Origin of the sequence: Bradyrhizobium lupini, from assembly GCF_040939785.1 — a bacterium.
GTDB classification, from domain to species: domain Bacteria; phylum Pseudomonadota; class Alphaproteobacteria; order Rhizobiales; family Xanthobacteraceae; genus Bradyrhizobium; species Bradyrhizobium canariense_D.
The window spans coordinates 1,598,721-1,616,339 of sequence record NZ_CP162553.1; the positions used below are offsets into that span (position 1 = coordinate 1,598,721).

At 64.2% G+C, this 17,619-nt stretch carries 17 protein-coding genes; 12 read left to right on the forward strand and 5 right to left on the reverse strand.

Features of this window, described 5'->3' with window-relative positions; translation table 11 throughout:
• Nucleotides 1-10: 10 nt before the first annotated feature.
• On the forward strand, nt 11-754 hold the full coding sequence (locus AB3L03_RS07850) for an SDR family NAD(P)-dependent oxidoreductase (protein WP_368508400.1): 744 nt from the start codon (nt 11-13) through the stop codon (nt 752-754).
• Between the two features lie 110 nt (nt 755-864).
• Here the strand turns inward: AB3L03_RS07850 and AB3L03_RS07855 are convergent, their stop codons facing one another.
• Together AB3L03_RS07855 and AB3L03_RS07860 are read right to left on the reverse strand one after the other, a co-directional pair.
• Nucleotides 865-1,218: a UBP-type zinc finger domain-containing protein gene (locus tag AB3L03_RS07855; RefSeq protein WP_081747934.1), complete on the reverse strand. Its 354-nt coding sequence runs from the start codon at nt 1,216-1,218 to the stop codon at nt 865-867.
• Nucleotides 1,219-1,455: 237 nt separating this feature from the next.
• A complete protein-coding gene (locus AB3L03_RS07860) occupies nt 1,456-2,517 on the reverse strand; it encodes an isocitrate/isopropylmalate dehydrogenase family protein (protein WP_368508401.1) in 1,062 nt (353 codons plus the stop codon).
• A 169-nt stretch (nt 2,518-2,686) separates the two neighbouring features.
• On the opposite strand from AB3L03_RS07860, the gene AB3L03_RS07865 reads away from it, so the two are divergent.
• A complete protein-coding gene (locus tag AB3L03_RS07865; RefSeq protein ID WP_085362235.1) occupies nt 2,687-4,075 on the forward strand; it encodes an MFS transporter in 1,389 nt (462 codons plus the stop codon).
• 4 nt (nt 4,076-4,079) lie between these two features.
• Here AB3L03_RS07865 and AB3L03_RS07870 read toward each other — a convergent pair whose 3' ends face one another.
• The gene (locus AB3L03_RS07870) at nt 4,080-5,699 is read right to left on the reverse strand and encodes a B12-binding domain-containing radical SAM protein (protein WP_018457153.1); all 1,620 of its coding nucleotides are present in this window, start codon (nt 5,697-5,699) and stop codon (nt 4,080-4,082) included.
• 257 nt (nt 5,700-5,956) lie between these two features.
• Here AB3L03_RS07870 and AB3L03_RS07875 point away from each other — a divergent pair, with 257 nt between their 5' ends.
• From AB3L03_RS07875 to AB3L03_RS07920, 10 genes are all read left to right on the forward strand, one after another.
• Nucleotides 5,957-6,406, forward strand: a complete 450-nt coding sequence (locus AB3L03_RS07875) for a (2Fe-2S)-binding protein (RefSeq protein WP_007594050.1) — start codon at nt 5,957-5,959, stop codon at nt 6,404-6,406.
• A gap of 11 nt (nt 6,407-6,417) precedes the next feature.
• Nucleotides 6,418-8,604 (forward strand): molybdopterin cofactor-binding domain-containing protein, encoded by a 2,187-nt coding sequence (locus AB3L03_RS07880; protein ID WP_204510559.1) that lies wholly within the window; start codon nt 6,418-6,420, stop codon nt 8,602-8,604.
• Between the two features lie 54 nt (nt 8,605-8,658).
• Complete coding sequence (locus AB3L03_RS07885) at nt 8,659-9,930, forward strand: FCSD flavin-binding domain-containing protein (RefSeq protein WP_368508402.1); 1,272 nt, start codon at nt 8,659-8,661, stop codon at nt 9,928-9,930.
• Nucleotides 9,923-10,372, forward strand: coding sequence for a sulfur oxidation c-type cytochrome SoxX (gene soxX, locus AB3L03_RS07890; protein ID WP_204510557.1), 450 nt, complete (start codon nt 9,923-9,925; stop codon nt 10,370-10,372). The genes AB3L03_RS07885 and soxX overlap by 8 nt, the downstream gene beginning before the upstream one ends.
• An 8-nt stretch (nt 10,373-10,380) precedes the next feature.
• Nucleotides 10,381-10,848: a SoxY-related AACIE arm protein gene (locus tag AB3L03_RS07895; protein WP_204510556.1), complete on the forward strand. Its 468-nt coding sequence runs from the start codon at nt 10,381-10,383 to the stop codon at nt 10,846-10,848.
• On the forward strand, nt 10,848-11,165 hold the full coding sequence (soxZ, locus tag AB3L03_RS07900) for a thiosulfate oxidation carrier complex protein SoxZ (protein WP_204510555.1): 318 nt from the start codon (nt 10,848-10,850) through the stop codon (nt 11,163-11,165). The genes AB3L03_RS07895 and soxZ overlap by 1 nt, the downstream gene beginning before the upstream one ends.
• Complete coding sequence (gene soxA / locus AB3L03_RS07905; RefSeq protein ID WP_204510554.1) at nt 11,162-11,941, forward strand: sulfur oxidation c-type cytochrome SoxA; 780 nt, start codon at nt 11,162-11,164, stop codon at nt 11,939-11,941. Before soxZ ends, soxA begins: the two co-directional genes overlap by 4 nt.
• A gap of 78 nt (nt 11,942-12,019) precedes the next feature.
• Nucleotides 12,020-13,342 (forward strand): ABC transporter substrate-binding protein, encoded by a 1,323-nt coding sequence (locus tag AB3L03_RS07910; RefSeq protein WP_204510553.1) that lies wholly within the window; start codon nt 12,020-12,022, stop codon nt 13,340-13,342.
• Nucleotides 13,339-14,277, forward strand: a complete 939-nt coding sequence (locus tag AB3L03_RS07915) for a carbohydrate ABC transporter permease (RefSeq protein ID WP_204510552.1) — start codon at nt 13,339-13,341, stop codon at nt 14,275-14,277. Before AB3L03_RS07910 ends, AB3L03_RS07915 begins: the two co-directional genes overlap by 4 nt.
• Nucleotides 14,274-15,098 carry a carbohydrate ABC transporter permease gene (locus tag AB3L03_RS07920; protein WP_204510551.1) on the forward strand — a complete coding sequence of 275 codons (825 nt, stop codon included), beginning with the start codon at nt 14,274-14,276 and terminating at the stop codon, nt 15,096-15,098. The genes AB3L03_RS07915 and AB3L03_RS07920 overlap by 4 nt, the downstream gene beginning before the upstream one ends.
• On the opposite strand, the gene AB3L03_RS07925 is transcribed toward AB3L03_RS07920, so the two are convergent.
• Both AB3L03_RS07925 and AB3L03_RS07930 read right to left on the reverse strand, forming a co-directional pair.
• A complete protein-coding gene (locus AB3L03_RS07925) occupies nt 15,099-16,754 on the reverse strand; it encodes a regulator (protein WP_368508403.1) in 1,656 nt (551 codons plus the stop codon).
• A 10-nt stretch (nt 16,755-16,764) separates the two neighbouring features.
• A complete protein-coding gene (locus AB3L03_RS07930; protein ID WP_018457164.1) occupies nt 16,765-17,466 on the reverse strand; it encodes a cysteine hydrolase family protein in 702 nt (233 codons plus the stop codon).
• Nucleotides 17,467-17,619: the final 153 nt, after the last annotated feature.

Consider the following 17,619-nt stretch of genomic DNA (forward strand, 5'->3'; position numbering starts at 1 on the left):
GCGTGTCACCATGGATCTCGGGCTCAAATCGAAAACCGCCGTCGTCACCGGAGCGAGCGTCGGCATCGGCCGTGCCATCGCCAAGGGCTTGGCTGCCGAAGGCGTGCGCGTCGTCGGCGTGGCACGGCGCACCGACCTGCTCGCCGAGCTGGTAACGGAAGTCGGCTCCGGTCTGATCACGCCATTCGAGCAGGACGTGATGGCCAAGGACGCGGCCGAGAAGATTTCGGCGTTCGCGCTCAAAGAGCTCGGCCATGTCGACATCCTGATCAACAATGCCGGCGGAAGCCGCCCCCTCCCCGTCGATGCGCCTGAAAGCCAATGGGACGAGGCGATCGCGCTGAATTTCACCAGCTACCGCCGCATCGCGCATGCGCTGCTGCCGCAGATGATCGAGCGCAAATGGGGCCGCATCGTCAACATCACCGGCAAGTCCGAGCCGGAAGGCCTCAACGCCGCGTTTGCCGCCAAAGCCGCCGTGCACGCCTGGGCCAAAGGCCTGTCGCGCGAGATCGGCGAGCACGGCATCACCATCAACTGCATCCCGCCCGGCCGCATCATGAGCGAACAGATCCGCCGCAACTACGCGCCTGATTATCGCGAGCGCTTCGCGGAAGAAGAGATCCCGGTCGGCTATTGGGGCGAGCCGGAAGACCTCGCCGCGCTCGCGGTGTTCCTGGCATCACCCGTGGCGCGCTACATCACGGGCACGGTGATCCCGGTGGATGGGGGGTTGCGGAGGTATCAGTTCTAGAACCGATTGGACTTCGTAGGATGGGTAGAGCGCAGCGAAACCCATCGACAGCATACGACGTGAACCTGATGGGTTTCGCAAGTGCTCTACCCATCCTACGGCCTACCGCCTTACTCATGCAGCAGCGTTTGCCAGTCCGGAGGCACCGCGCCGTCCGGTCCGGGCACCGGCTGATCCAACGGATGCGCGTGAGGACCTTGAAGCTTCGGGCCGGCGAAAGCCTCTCCCGTGCGATAGTCGTAAAACCATCGTTCGCCCGGCTCGAAGCTCGTGATGATCGGATGACCTGTCGCCGCGCTGTGTTTCGTTGCGTGCTGATTTGGTGACGCATCACAGCAGCCGATGTGACCGCATTCGACACATCTGCGAAGGTGAAACCACCACCCGCCCGCAGCCGAGCATTCCACGCACCCCGTTCCGCTTGGTTTGGCCGCGAGATTGATGCCACCCCTCTCAGACTTCATAGGTCAGCTCACTGAAATTGCCCGCAGCCACCACCGATGCATTCACGCCGCGATCTCCGCCACGATCGCATTTTGCCAGTGTTTTGCCCGACGGGTCAACGTCATGGCAGCGGCGAATGCCGCCGCTGCGCGGTTCGGAAATCCCTTATTAATCAAGGGGCCTTCTACTGTGCATGGGGTTGTTTTCGCGCTTTTTTGTTTTGAGCCCTTAAAAAAAACAAGGCCCCGCATAACCACTCACCCGGCCTGCAGGATTTCCGCAATCGCCGCCCCCGCGGCGATCGTGCCGAGCTTTCCGCCGACATCGCGCGTTGCCCTGCGCTCGCCGATCGCTTTTGCCACCGCCGCCTCGATCGCACGTGCGGCTTCCTCGTAGCGCACCGCGCCGCTATTCTCGCCGTGCCATCCGAGCAGCAGGGCCGTGGACAGGATCAGCGAGACTGGATTGGCAACATCCTGTCCGGCTATGTCAGGCGCCGAGCCATGCGCGGCCTGCGCCATGGCGAAGCTGTCGCCGACATTGAGCGAGCCGCCGAGACCGAGGCTGCCGGAGAGTTCGGCGGTGAGATCGGACAGGATGTCGCCAAACATGTTGGTGGCGACGATGACGTCGAAGCGGTCGGGGTTGCGCACCACATGCGCCATCATGGCGTCGATGAGGATGTCGTCGATCCCAAGGCCGGGATAGGCCTTCGCCGTCTCGCGGCAGATCTCGAGGAACATGCCGTCACCGAGCTTGAGCACATTGGCCTTGTGCACGATGGTGAGATGCTTGCGCCGCTTCATCGCCAGCCGGCACGCCGCGTGCGCGATGCGCTCGCAGCACAGGCGCGTGATCCGGCGCAGCGAGATCACGACGTCAGGCGTGACCAGCATCTCGCCATTGCCCTGCTCCATGTTGCGGTCGGCGTAAAACCCTTCTGTGTTCTCGCGCACCACGACGAGGTCGAAATCGCCCACCCGGCCGGACCGCCCCGCATAGGTGCGTGCGGGCCTGACATTGGCGTAGAGGTCGAGGTTCTTGCGAAAATATCGCGACGGGTTGATCTCGCCATGGGCCTCGTCCTTGAAGTCGAAGGTCGCGGTCGGCCCGAGGATCAGGCCGTCGGCGGCGCGGACGATGTCGAGCAGCTCGGGGCGCACCGTCGTGCCAAATTGTTTGAGGCTCGCATGCCCGACCGCGTGCTCCTCCAGCTGCAGATTGAGCTGGAAGCGTTCGGAGGCCGCGCGCAACACGCCTGATGTCGCGGCCGTGATCTCGGGCCCGATGCCGTCACCGGGCAAAACGACGATGTGCATGGCGGTCCCCTGACATTGCAGCAGTTCGCGCGATCATACGCCGGCGCGCAGGTTCATCGCCCAGCCTTCGCGCATACACAGCATGCAAGCATATGCCTGTGGAAGGCGGCCGCGCCGTAGTACATGCCGAGTCCCCTGGAGCCGGCCGCCGGAGCAACGCGCTAACGCAATGACAATCACGTTACCCGCCGGCGCGCGCGAGCCCGACCACACCATTTCCGACGGCCTTCCAGCCGCACAGCGGCGCTGGGCCATTGCCGCGATCTTCACCGCGCTGGCGATGGCGTCGCTCGACACCGCGATCGCCAACATCGCGCTGCCCGCCATTGCCGGCGACCTGCATGTGAGCCCGGAGCAATCGGTCTGGGTGGTCAACGTCTACCAGATCGCGCTGGTGGCGACGTTGCTGCCGTTGGGAGCACTCGGCGAGATCGTCGGGCACCAGCGCATCTATCTCGGCGGCCTGATCCTGTTCACCATCGCCTCGCTGTTCTGCGCGGTGGCCTGGTCGCTGGAGAGCCTGCTGGTTGCGCGCACGCTGCAAGGGTTAGGTGCGAGCGGCATCATGAGCGTCAACACGGCGCTGGTGCGCTTCGTCTATCCCGGCCGGATGCTCGGCCGCGGCTTCGGCCACAACGCGCTGGTGGTCGCGACCGCCTTCACCTTTGGTCCCTCGATCGCTTCCGCTATCCTCGCGCTCGGCCCGTGGCCATGGCTGTTCGCCGTCAACATCCCGTTCGGCCTCGTCGCGATCGGCATCGGATTTGCGATGCTGCCGAAGACGCCGCGCGCCGATCACGGCTTTGACTTTCTCGGCGCGGCCTTGGCGTCGGCCTGTCTCGGGCTGTTCATCACGGGCATCGGCAGTGCCGCGCACAATCTCTCACCGGTTGTCGTGGGCATCGAGCTGGTCACGGCCCTGGTGCTCGGCTTCATCCTGACGCGCCGCCATGCCGACCATCCGGCGCCGATGCTGCCGATCGACCTGTTCAGCCGGCCAATGTTCGCGCTGTCGGCCGCGACGGCCGTGTGCTCGTTCGCGGTGCAGGGCCTCGCCTTCGTCTCGCTGCCGTTCTATTTCGAAGACGTGCTGGGGCGTTCGCAGGTCGAGACCGGCTTCTTCATGACGCCATGGCCGCTGGTGGTCGGCATCATGGCGCCGATCGCCGGGCGCCTCTCCGACCGGCACGCGGTCGGATTGCTCGGCGGCATCGGGCTCGTGCTGCTCGGCCTCGGCATGGCGCTGCTGGCGATGCTGCCGGCCAATCCTGCGATTCCCGACATTATCTGGCGGATGGTGATCTGCGGCATGGGATTCGGCTTCTTCCAGGCGCCGAACATGAAAGCGGTGATGTCGAGCGCGCCGCCGCATCGCAGCGGCAGCGCCTCCGGCATCGTCGCCACCGCGCGCCTGACGGGGCAGACGACAGGGGCGGCGCTGGCCGCGCTCTGCTTCTCGCTGGCCGGTCACGACGGCGCAGTCGTGGCATTGGCACTCGGCGCCGGCTTCGCCGTACTCGGCAGCGTGATGAGCTTTTTGCGGCTGGCGGTGGAGTAGACGGTCAAGCCAGATGTCGGGCCGCCGTCACCTCGACTGTCGCGGCCGGAATGACAGTCTCCTCGTCGAGCGCAGCGAGGCGCTCATCGATGGCAGCGATGACCTTGCGCGAGAACGGCCCGAGATGCGCATAGGCAGCGATCATCTGCACGGCGATCCGCGCCGATGTTGTGTCGCGCTTGGCGCAGTTCATGAAGGTCTGCCACAGCGGCCCGCGCGCCTCGGGAAGGGCTGTGACCACCTTGTGCACCGTTTCCATCGCGCCGATCCGGGCACGGATATCGCCTTCCGCGAGCTCCTGGCGCTGGCGAGAGCGGTCGAGCAGCGTCATCAGTCGGTCGATACGCCTTGCATAGGCGGCCGGGCTGTAGATGTGCTCCAGCACGCGCTTGTAGTCCGTCAGAATGTCGCGCAATGGACGCACCGGATCGAAGTTGATCCCGGCGGTGCACTGATCCGCGCCGATGGTCGGCGCCAAGTCATGGCCCGGATGCAACCGCCCTTCGCGCTCCAGGCGGCGCGTCAGCTGCGTGTTCGGCAAGGCATAGAGCAGGCCGACCATGCTGACCGGGATCGCCGCCTCTTCGATGAAGTCGATCATGGCATCCGCCATCGAGAGCTTCTCATTGTCGAAGCCGACGATGAAACCCGCGGTGACGAGCATGCCCGCGGCGTAGATCTTGTGGATGCTCTCGGCGATGTTGCGCCGCGTGTTCTGCTTCTTCCGCATGGCGACCAGCGTCGCCGGATCCGGACTTTCGATACCGACGAAGATGGCGAAGAAATTCGCCTGGCCCATCAGGTTCAGGAGCTCGGGATCGTCGGCCAGATTGACCGAGGCCTCAGTCGACAATTCAAAGGGATAGCCGTGAGCACGTTGCCATTCGGCCAGCTGGGGCAGGAACAGCCGCAACGACTTCTTGTTGCCGATGAAATTGTCGTCGACGAAGTCGAGATGGCCGCGGTAGCCCATGGCATAGAGCCTGTCGAGCTCGACCAGCATTTGCTCGTTCGTCTTGGTTCGCGGCACCCGGCCATAGAGCTCGATGATATCGCAGAACTCGCAGGTGAACGGGCAGCCGCGGGAATACTGCACACCGAGATAAAGGTAGTCCTCGAACTTCAGCAGATCGAAGCGCGGAACCGGCGTCTTGGTGACGTCGGCCTGGAATTTCGGCGCAATGAAGACGCCGGAGCGTGCGCCACTGTCCCAGGCCGCGACGAATTCGTGGAGAACGCTTTCGGCCTCTCCGAGCACCTGGAAGTCGGCCCTCTCATAGATATGGGGGCTCGAGGTGGGATCGGGACCGCCCACGACCACCGGCTTGCCCGCGGCACGGCAAATTTCGATCAGGCGCAGCGTGTCGGCCTGCTGCGGCATCATTCCGCCGGTGAAGACGACGTCGGCCCAGGAAAGATCCTCGTCGCTGAAGGATTCCGTGTTGCAATCGATCAGCCGGACCGTCCAGCTCTCGGGCAGCATCGCGGCAACGGTGATCAGCCCCAAAGGGGCCGCGGGCCGCTTCACACCCAACACTTTGCAGGATTCGCCAAAGCTCCAGAAGGACTCTGCCGAGAACAGCGGATAGAGCATCAGGACTTTGCAAGGCTGCGGTACGTTCATGGAACCCCTTTTTGGCTGATTCCACTGTAGCAGAGCATTCTCGACTTGCACCCTGCCAAAAGGGACAAACTGTCGCTCTCGGTTCCGGGGGCGTCGGCGCGGAAGCCAGTAGACGTCGCTCCAAGCCGTGCCGCGGGCGCCCGGGGAAGGAATCCCCGCCGGTTACCCCTCGGACTATTGATTTGAACGTTTCCAATTTGCCGGACACATTGCGCCGCTGAGTCCAGTCGGTGGATTGGGCCAATCAGGGGACTGCGATGGCAAACCTAACAATCAACGGAAAAACCTTCACGCTCGACGTCGAGCCGGATACGCCCCTGCTCTGGGCGATCCGCGAGAATGCCGGCCTCACCGGCACCAAATATGGCTGCGGCATTGCACAATGCGGCGCCTGCACCGTTCACATCGACGGCGTCGCCACCCGCTCCTGCGGGGTTTCGGTCGGCGAAGCCGCAGGCAAGAAGATCACGACCATCGAAGGGCTCGCCTCCGGCAACGCGCTGCACAAGGTGCAGGAAGCCTGGATTGCCCAGGACGTTCCGCAATGCGGCTATTGCCAGAGCGGCATGATCATGGCGGTGGCGGCGCTGCTGAGCGAGAAGCCGAAGCCGACCGACGCCGACATCGACGAGGCCATCACCAATATCTGCCGCTGCGGCACCTTCCAGCAGGTGCGCGAAGCGATCCACACGATCGCAAGCGCGTAAGGAGCCGCCACATGAACAAGCATGTCTCTCCCAGGATGAACCGCCGTGCCTTCGTCATCGGCACCGCCGCGGTCGGCGCAGGTCTCGCAATCGGCCTCGATATCCCCTTCGGCGGTCCCGCCGTGGTCCGCGCGGCCGACGGCTCCCCGGAGATCGGCGCCTGGGTCGTGGTCAGGCCCGACGACACCGTCGTCATCCGCATCGCCCGCTCCGAAATGGGCCAGGGCTCCCTCACGGGCCTTGCCCAGCTCGTCGCCGAGGAACTCGAATGCGACTGGTCGAAGGTCTCGACCGAATATCCGACACCGGGCCAGAGCGTCGCCCGCAAGCGCGTCTGGGGCGATTTCTCGACCGGCGGCAGCCGCGGCATCCGCTCTTCGCAAGACTATGTCCGCAAGGGCGGTGCCACCGCACGCGTGATGCTGATCCAGGCCGCCGCCGAGGCGTGGAAAGTGCCGGCGTCCGAATGCACGGCCGCCAACAGCGTCATTACCCACACGCCGTCCGGCAAGACCACGACCTACGGCAAGGTCGCCGAGGCCGCGGCCAAGCGGACGCCGCCGGCCGAGGTCAAGCTGAAGGACCCCAAGGACTGGAAGCTGATCGGCAAGGGCGTGAAGCGGCTGGACACCGCCGAGAAGACCACCGGCACCATGGTCTACGGCATCGACGTCAAGCTGCCGGGCATGCTGAACGCCGCGATCAAGGATTGCCCGGTGTTCGGCGGCAAGCTGAAAAGCTATGACGAAGCCAAGATCACCGGCATGAAAGGAGTCAAGAAGGTCGTCGAGGTCGGCGACACCGCGGTCGCCGTCGTTGCCGACACCTGGTGGCACGCCAAGACCGCACTGGAGGCGCTGCCGATCGTCTGGGACGAGGGCGACAACGCCAAGGTCTCGAGCGAGTCGATCGCGAAATGGCTGACCGAGGGCCTCGACAACGGGCAGCCGGCCTATGTCGGCAACAAGAACGGCGACGCGAAGGCGGCGATTGCCGGTGCCGCCAAGAAAATCGAGGCCGTCTACAGCTATCCCTACCAGAACCACGCCACCATGGAGCCAATGAACGCCACGGCGCTCTACACGGCGGACAAATGCGAGGTCTGGTGCGGCACGCAGAATGGCGAGGCAGCCTTCGCGGCCACGTTGGAAGCGTCGGGCCTGCCGGCGGAGAAGTGCGACGTGCACAAGGTGATGCCGGGCGGCGGCTTCGGCCGGCGCGGCCAGACCGACTATGTCCGCCAGGCCGTCTTGATCGCCAAGGAGATGCCGGGCACGCCGATCAAGCTGTTGTGGTCGCGCGAAGAGGACATGGCGCACGGCAGATATCACCCGATCACCCAGTGCAAGATGACCGGCGCGTTCGATGCCGACAACAATCTGGTCGCGCTGCACTACCGCCTGTCCGGGCAATCGATCCTGTTCTCGCTCCGCCCCGAAGCGCTGCAGAACGGCATGGATCCGGCCGCATTCCAGGGCGTCGCCCAGTCCGGCGAAGCCGCGTTCGGTTACTCCGTGCCGAACCTCCTGGTCGAGCATGCGATGCGCAACCCGCACGTTCCGCCGGGCTTCTGGCGCGGCGTCAACGTCAATCACAACGCGATCTACATGGAATGCTTCATGGACGAGCTGGCCCAGGCCGCAGGCCAGGACCCGCTCGAATTCCGCCGCAAGCTGATGGGCAATCACCCCAAGCATCTGGCGGTGCTCAATGCCGTGGCCGAGAAGATCGGCTGGAGCACTCCGGCGCCACAGGGCATCTATCGCGGCATCGCGCAGGTGATGGGCTATGGCAGCTATGTCGCCGGCGCTGCCGAAATCTCGGTGACCGACGGCAACAAGATCAAGGTGCATCGCATCGTCGCCTCCACCGATCCCGGCTACGTCGTCAATCCGGCCCAGGTGGAGCGGCAGATCGCGGGGTCCTTCGTCTATGGCCTCTCCGCGCTGTTCTACGGCGGCTGCACCGTCAAGGACGGCAAGATCGAGCAGACCAACTTCGACACCTACAATTCGATGCGCATCAACGAGATGCCGAAGGTGGAGTCGGTGATGGTGCCGAGCGGCGGGTTCTGGGGCGGTGTCGGCGAGCCGACCATCGGCGTCGCGGCGCCGGCGGTGCTCAATGCGTACTTCGCGGCGACGGGCAAACGCATCCGTTCGGTGCCGCTGCGCGACCAGAACATCACCTTCGCCTGAGAAACGCCGCGGCGGCCGCAACCGCCGCCGCGGCACACTTTCCGGACAAGACTCATGAATGCGCCGGTGACACGGCGGGATGCCGTCCTCGGCATCGCCGCCGCGGCCACATCATTCGCCACCCCTACGATCCTGCGCGCGCAATCGGCGGGCCGCGTCGTCGTGGTCGGCGGCGGCTTCGGTGGTGCGGCGTGCGCCCGCGCGCTGAAGCGCGCGCGGGCAAACTTGCAAGTCATCCTGATCGAACCCAGTACCGTCTTCACTTCCTGCCCGTTCAGCAACGAGGTGATCGCGGGTCTGCGCGAGATCGACGTGCAGCAGTTTGGCTATGACAAGGTCGCCGCCGAAGGCGTCACGGTGATCAGCCAAGCCGTAACCACGATCGAGCCGCAGCTGCGCAGCGTCGTGACGGCCGATGGCGTTGCGCTGCCCTATGATCGTCTCGTCCTCTCTCCCGGCATCGACTTCCATTTCGAGGCTCTGCCCGGCTACGACGACGCCACATCAGAAAAGATGCCGCATGCCTGGAAGGCCGGTGCGCAGACGCTATTGCTGCGTGGGCAGCTGGAGGCCATGCCGGACGGCGGCACTGTCGCCATTGCCATCCCCGCCAATCCCTCGCGCTGTCCGCCGGCGCCTTACGAGCGAGCCAGCCTGATCGCGCATTACCTGAAAACGACGAAGCCGCGTTCAAAGGTCTTGATTCTCGATGCCAAGGACACTTTCTCCCAGCAGCGGCTGTTCGAGAAGGCGTGGAAGGAGCTTTACGGTGACATGATCGAACGCATCGCTCTGTCGCAAGGCGGCCGCGTGACCTCGGTCGATCCTGGGACCAGGACCGTCGTCACCGAATTCGGCAATTACACCCCCGACGTCGCCAACGTCATCCCGCCGCAGCGTGCCGGACGCATCGCTGAGGTCGCGGGCGCGGCGGATGCGACCGGCTGGTGCCCGATCGATCCCGTTACCTTCGAATCGAAACTTGTCCCGAACATCCACGTCATCGGCGATGCCTGCCTCGGCGGGGGCATTCCCAAATCGGCATCCGCGGCAAGCGCACAGGGCAAGGCCTGCGCTTCCGCGATCGTGAACCTCCTTGCCGGCCGCGCACCAGAAACGCCGCGACTGACAGGCGTGTGCTACAACATTGTCGCACCCGGCTACGGCTTTTCACTCGCGGGCAATTACCAGCCCAGGGGCGACATCTTCGCCGAGGTCGAGGGCGGAGCGACCAGCCCGGCCGATGCGCCGCGCGAATTGCGCGCCCGCGAGGCGACTGAAGCCGAGCGCTGGTTTCGAGCCATCACGGCGGACACCTTTGGCTAGAGCATTGGTCCATATCGCAGCGCTCATCGCCAGTTGCGCGTTCGCCTGCCATGCGGGAGCCGAGGAGCTCCGGCACTACAACGTCGCCGGCGACGGCATCGCGGAATCGCTCACCGGCGCGCCCGGCGATGCCGCGCGCGGGCGCGCGCTGGTGCTGGCGCGCACGACGACCTGCATCCTCTGCCATTCCGGTCCGTTCCCGGAGACCCGGTTCCAGGGCGACCTCGCGCCCGACCTCTCGGGTGCGGGGAACCGCTGGACGATGAGCCAGTTGCGGCTTCGACTGGTCGATGCGGCGCGCTTCAACGCGGAGACCATCATGCCGTCCTATTATCGCACCGACCACCTCGTGCGGGTCGGGCGAAATTTCGTCGGCAAACCGATATTGTCCGCCGCCGAGATCGAGGACATCGTGGCTTTTCTCGCAACGCTTCGGGACTAGGACTGTTCATGCCAACCACGCGACGCCAATTCCTGAATCTTGCCGGAAGCGTGACGTTCGCCGGGGCGATCCCGATGGTCACGCTGCGGCCGCTCGAGGCGACACCGGCGATGCTCACTGCCGCGATCCGCAACGTCGTCGGCGAAGCACCTGTCCGCACCGGCAAGGTGAAGCTCGACATTCCGCCGCTGGTCGAGAACGGCAACACGGTGCCGCTGACCGTGAGCGTCGCGAGCCCGATGACGGCGGGCGACTACGTCAAGAGCATCCACGTCTTCAACGAGAAGAACCCGCAGCCGAACATCGGCAATTTCTATCTCGGCCCCTCGTCCGGCCGCGCCCAAATCTCGACCCGGATTCGGCTCGCCGACACCCAGAAGGTGGTGGCGATCGCGCGTCTTTCCGACGACACGTTCTGGCAGGTCACGGCCGAGATCGTGGTGACGCTGGCCGCCTGCACCGAGGAGATGAATTGATGGCCGCGCTCATCAACGTTCCGCCGAAAGCCAGGCGCGGCGAAATCATCGAGATCCGCACGTTGACCTCGCACATCATGGAGACGGGCTTCCGCCATACCGCGGACGGCGCGCTGGTGCCGCGCGACATCATCACGAGTTTCACGTGCCGCTACAACGGCACCGAGATTTTTCGCGCCGATCTCTTTCCGGCGATAGCAGCCAATCCCTATCTGTCGTTTTTCACGGTCGCGAAGCAGAGCGGTAAGTTCGAGTTCGAGTGGATCGGCGACAACGGCTATTCGTCCAGCGCATCGGCGTCGATCACGGTCGAATGAGTTTTTGGCGCGCGATATCGGCCGCGGCGCTCCTCGCCACGGTCCCTGCCCTGCTCGCCGGCGAGATTGCGCCGGACGCGCGCCGCTCCGGCTATTCGTTCATGGGGCCCGACACGCGCGCGATGCAGGATGACGACACCTCAAATCCCGGCATGCTGTTCGTGCTCGACGGCGAGGCGTTATGGACGAAGAGGACCGGCAGCGCCGACAAGGCCTGCGTGGATTGCCATGGCGATGCACGCGGCAGCATGAAAGGCGTCGCGGCGCGCTATCCGGCCTTCGACAAGGCGCTGGCGCGCCCCGTCACGCTCGACCAGCGCATCAATCTGTGCCGCAGCAATCATCAGCAGGCGAGGCCGCTCCCCTACGAGAGCCGCGATTTGCTGGCCCTGTCCGCCTTCGTCGCGCACCAATCGCGCGGCACCGCGATCACCGCGGGCGACGATCCGCAACTGAAGCCATTCGTCGAACAGGGCCGCGCCCTCTTCATGCAGCGCGAAGGCCAGCTCAATCTTGCCTGCACCAATTGCCACGACGACAATTTCAACAAGCGGCTTGCCGGCGCGCCGGTCACGCAAGGACAGCCGACCGGCTATCCGCTTTATCGCCTGGAATGGCAGACGCTGGGATCGCTGGAGCGGCGGCTACGCAGTTGCATGACGGGTGTCCGCGCCCAGGCCTATGATTTCGGCGCGCCCGAGTTGGTCGCGCTCGAACTCTATCTGATGTCGCGAGCGCATGGCTTGCCGATGGAGACGCCGGCCGTGCGGCCCTGAATTCCGCAGATTAGGACTAGGCAGAAGCAGAACGGCCGCTAGTATCCGCCCAAATTGAGTCACAGGGAGGGACCTCAAGTGGTCAACCACAAAATCTCGCGTCGTACGCTCTTGACGGGCACTGCCGCAGCTGGCGCGCTCAGCCTGACGGGATTGCCGGCGCGTGCCGAGGTGAACTGGAAGAAATACGCGGGGACCAAGCTCGAGGTGATCCTCGCCAAGGGGCCCCGCGGCGACAACCTGCAAAAATACGTGAAGGAGTTCACCGAACTCACCGGCATCCAGGTCGAAGCGGAGCAGATTCCCGAGCAGCAGCAGCGCCAAAAGGTGGTGATCGAGTTCACCTCGGGACGGCCGAGCTTCGACGTCGTCCATCTCAGCTACCATGTGCAGAAGCGGCAATTCGAGAAGGCCGGCTGGCTCGCCGACTTGACGCCCTTCATGAAGGACCCGGCGCTCACCGCGGCCGATCTCGTCGAGGGCGACTTCTCGGCAGCCGGCCTGCAATACGCCAGGAACGACAAGGGCCAGATGCTGTCGCTGCCGTGGTCGGTCGATTATTTCATCCTCTACTACAACAAGGAGCTGTTCGAGAAGAAGGGCGTCACCGTTCCCAAGACCCTCGACGAGATGGCTGCGGCGGCCGAGAAGCTCACCGATACCAAGGAAGGGATCTACGGCTTTGTCGGGCGCGGCTTACGCAACGCCAACATGGCGATGTGGAGCAACTTCTTCCTCAACTATGGCGGGGAATTCCTCGACGCCAAGGGCAACATCCTGACGGACGGTCCGGAAGCCATTGCGGCGACCAAGCTCTATCAGACGCTCCTGACGAAATCGGCACCTCCAGGCGTCGCCGGCTTCAACTGGATGGAGTCGATGGCCTCGTTCACGCAAGGCCGATCCGCGATGTGGATCGACGGCGTCGGCTGGGCGCCGCCGTTGGAAGACCCGGCCGCCTCGCGCGTCGTCGGCAAGGTCGGCTACACCGTCGTGCCCGCCGGCCCCAAGGGCCAATATTCCTCGACCTATGGCGACGGCATCGGCGTTGCCGCTGCGAGCAAGAACAAGGAAGCCGCCTATCTGCTCTGCCAATGGGTGGTCTCGAAAACCCAGGGCGCGCGGCTGCTGCAGGCCGGCGGCGGCGTGCCGTTCCGCAACTCCATCCTTGGCGATCCCGAGGTCCAGAAGGGCGTCAAGACCAAGGAATGGCTGCAATCGGTGATCGATTCCGGCAAGATCAGCAAGCTGGGCCTGCCCGTCGTTATTCCCGTCGCCGAATTCCGCGATATCGTCGGCGCCGCGGTCACTGCGACCTTGTCCGGCGCCGATCCTGCCGCCGAGCTGAAGAAGGCCAACGATCAGTACCGGCCGATCCTGGAGCGTAGCGAGAAGGCGTGAGTGCGTTGACACAATCGACTCCGGGCGCGGCACAGTCTGAAGCCGCGCCGGAGAAGGAGTTGCGGCCGCCGTCCTACTGGCCGTTCGTGGTCCCGGCGCTGGTCGTCGTGATCGCGATCATCATCTTTCCGTGGGTCTTCACGATCTGGATGAGCCTGAACGAGTGGAAGGTCGGCTCCTCGACCACCTTCGTTGGCTTGTCCAATTATCTGCGGCTGACGAGCGATCCCCGCTTCATCGAGGCCGTCGGGCACACACTGGTCTACACCATACTGTCCGTGCTGCTGCCGCTCGTGCTCGGCACGTTTGCGGCCGTAGTGTTTCACCAGAAATTCCCTGGCCGCGGCTTTCTGCGCGGCGTCTTCATCATGCCGATGATGGCGACGCCGGTGGCGATCGCGCTGGTCTGGACCATGATGTTCCACCCGCAGCTCGGCGTACTGAACTATCTGCTGTCACTGGTCGGAATCCCCGCGCAGCTCTGGGTATTCCATCCCGCGACCGTCATTCCCTCGCTGGTGCTGGTCGAGACCTGGCAATGGACGCCGCTGGTCATGCTGATCGTACTCGGCGGCCTGGCAGCGATCCCGACCGAGCCTTACGAAAGTGCACAGATCGACGGCGCCAGCATCTGGCAGGTGTTCCGCTTCATCACCCTGCCGCTGATCATGCCGTTCCTGTTCATCGCCGGCATGATCCGCATGATCGATGCCGTGAAGAGCTTCGACATCATTTTCGCGATCACGCAGGGCGGTCCGGGATCGGCGTCGGAGACGATCAACATCTATCTCTACAGCGTCGCCTTCTCCTATTACGACCTCGGCTACGGCTCGGCGATCGCGGTCGTGTTCTTCCTGCTGATCGTTCTGCTCGCGGCGGTGATGCTTTATGCACGCCAACGCATGCTGTGGACCGAGATCGCGAGCGGCACATGAGTCCAAGGCAAATCATCGGCAAGATCGGCCTGTGGTTCTCGGTGTTCCTCATCGTGTCGCCGGCGATCCTGTTCTTTCTCTGGATGCTGTCGCTGTCGCTCAAATTCGAGATCGACAACGCCGCATACCCGCCGGTGTTCTTTCCCGAGCATGTCGCCTGGAAAAACTATGCCGACGTGCTCGCCTCCAACCGCTTTCTGACCTATTTCATCAACAGCCTGATCGTCACCGGCAGTGCGACGCTGCTTGCCCTGCTCGTCGGCGTTCCCGCCGGCTACGGCATCGCACGCATGGCCGCGCATAAATCCGCGATCGTGATCCTGATCGCCCGCATCACGCCGGGCCTGTCCTATCTGATCCCGCTGTTTCTCATGTTCCAGTGGCTGGGACTGCTCGGCACGCTGGTGCCGCAGATCATCATCCACCTCGTGGTCACGGTGCCGATCGTGATCTGGATTATGATCGGCTATTTCGAGACGACGCCAATGGAGCTGGAAGAAGCAGCCCTCATCGACGGCGCCACGCGCTGGCAGGTCTTCCGCCATGTCGCGCTGCCGATCGCCAAGCCTGGCATCGCGGTCGCTTTCATTCTCGCCGTGATCTTCTCCTGGAACAACTTTGTCTTTGGCATCGTGCTGGCCGGACGCGAGACACGCACCTTGCCAGTCGCGGTCTACAACATGATCTCGTTCGACCAATTGAGCTGGGGGCCGCTCGCGGCCGCCGCGCTGATCGTCACCCTTCCGGTGCTGCTGCTCACGGTGTTCGCCCAGCGACAGATCGTCGCCGGGCTCACCGCGGGTGCCGTCAAGGGCGGGTAGCTACTCCGCCGGTGCCGCGTGCATGTCCGCGTGCGGCATGTAGGACTCGCTCGCGCCGAGCCGGCTGGCCGCGAACAAACCGGCGGCCATCACGGCATAGGCGAACGCGACCGCGGGCGTGACGCCAAAGCCGCCGCCGATGCCGACGGCTTCGCCGTGCATGAAGCCGAAGTAGGTCAGGATCGCACCAACCAGCGCAAACGCCGAGGCCTTCTCGAAGTCGCGCTCGATGATGAAGACACCGATCGCACCCAGGATCAGGCCGCCGAGGATGGAGCCGCCGCCCATCACTTCGAGTCCGTGATAGAACACGCCCTGCTGAGGCAGTGCTGCGATCGCCGCAGCCTTGACCGCGTCGGCCTTGTCGGCGGCCATTCCGCCGACGGTCGCAGCCGCGTTCATGGTCGAGCCCAGCATGGTGTCGATCTGGAGCTTGGCCCAGGCGGCCAGATGCGGCGTCAGCGCCAGCACGATCGCGGGCGCGTGCTTGACCGGCGTGGTCTGGAACGCCTGCGCGCCGATCAGCATGCCGATATAGAGCAGGATGGGCGAGATCGCGGCGACCGGGACCAGCGCCAGCAGCACCGAGATGATGCCGAACCAAGCCAGCACCACCACCATGATGCCGGTCGCAGCCGAGTAACCAATGCGGCCGCCCATCGCCTTCCAGCCGGGATGGCCGATATAGACGGCGTTGATGAAGGGATTGCCCATCAGGCAGCCAATCAGGCTGACGATTCCGTCGGCGGTGAGCACGCGCGTGGTCGGATATTCGTCGCCGGCGGCCTCCGCGCTCTCGACATTGTCCATGGCCTCGACGAGATCATAGATGCCGAACGGAATGGCGGTAACCAGAATGATTCCGAGGAATTCGAAACCGGAGAAGACGTAGCCTACCGCCGGGATCGGCACCGAGAAGCCGAAATTGGCAAAGGCATCACCGACGCCTTTGACGCTCAGTCCACCGAGACCGAGGCCGAACAGGTTCGAACCCCATGCGATGACCATGCCCACCGCGATCGCGACGAGACCGGCGGGAATGCCGCGCCAATATTTCACGCCACCGAACCAGCTCACCAGAATGATGGCGAAGCAGACCAGGCCGATCTGCGGCGTCATGTACATTTCGAGCGCCGGCCGCATCGAGATGAAGGTGACGGATACGCCGGCGAGCGTACCGAGCAGCGCCGCGCGCGGCGTGATTTTTCGAATGAACGGCGCGATGAAGCCGCCGATCATCAGGATGAAGCTCTGGAAGAACACCCAGACCAGGCCCGCCGACCAGCCCTTGAGCGGATCGCCGGTCTTGATCGTGATCGGCAGCATGATCACGAAGGTGACGATGAACATGTGCGGTACGCTGACGCCTGACGGTAACGCACAGACGTCGTTGCGGCCGGTCGTCTGTGCCAGACGATAAGCGAGGAACGCGTAGTAGAAGGTGGAAAGGCACATCATCAGCCCGAGTGCGGGAAGGATGCGGCCGAACACCAGTGAGTCGGGCATCTTCAACACGAAGCGCAACAGGCCTGTGAGCACCAGCATGTTGACGAGGATGTTGGTGCCGAAGCCGAAAAACGCGTTCCAGTCGCCCGGTGTCCATAGTGCTGGCTTGAACTCGGAGGTGCCGGCCGTCCCTGTCGTGCCTGTGCTCATCGTGATGCCCCTACGCTGATGTGGAAATCTTCATCGCCTCCAGAACCGCGGCTGAGCTTGCAACCCAGCCGAAGATGCCGCCCTGGGCCTTGATCATCTTCAAGCCCATCTCGTGAAATTCGGGGAAGTAGGATGCGCAGCCGTCCGAGATGACGATGCAGCGATAGCCGCGGTCGTTGGCCTCGCGCACGGTGGTGTTGACGCACACCTCGGTGGTGACGCCGCACACCAGCAGATTCTCGATGCCGTATTTCTCCAGCACGTCGGTGAGCTCGGTGGCGTAGAACGCGCCCTTGCCGGGCTTGTCGATCACGATCTCGCTGTCGAGCGGATAGAGCTCCGGGATGATGTCGTGGCCCGCCTCGCCGCGAATGAGAATGCGGCCCATAGGACCGGGGTCCCCGATGCGAAGCGATGGCGCGCCGCGCTCGACTTTCGCCGGCGGCGCGTCGGAGAGATCGGGCAGATGGCCCTCGCGCGTGTGGATCACCAGCATGCCGGTCTCCCGCGCGGCCTTCAGCACCGCACCGATCGGCTTCACCGCGCGCGCGAGCTGGCTGACGTCGTTGCCGAGCGTCTCGCCGAAGCCGCCAGGCTCCATGAAGTCGCGCTGCATGTCGATGATGAGGAGCGCGGTAGCCGACCAGTCGAGCTTGACCGGCTCCGGTTCGGCGATGATGACACCCAATGTCGGCTTGGTTGAGTTCAACATGACTCAAGGCCCCCGCGAGAACTCTCGTTGCCCGGAGTTCTGCAAGCGCCGTGCCATTGTGTACAATGGCAATCGGGCGGACAGCGCGGGAAAATTTCCTGCGCCGTCAGAATGTTATGAGGAAATCCGGGGTCTGCTTATTCGCTGTGCGGC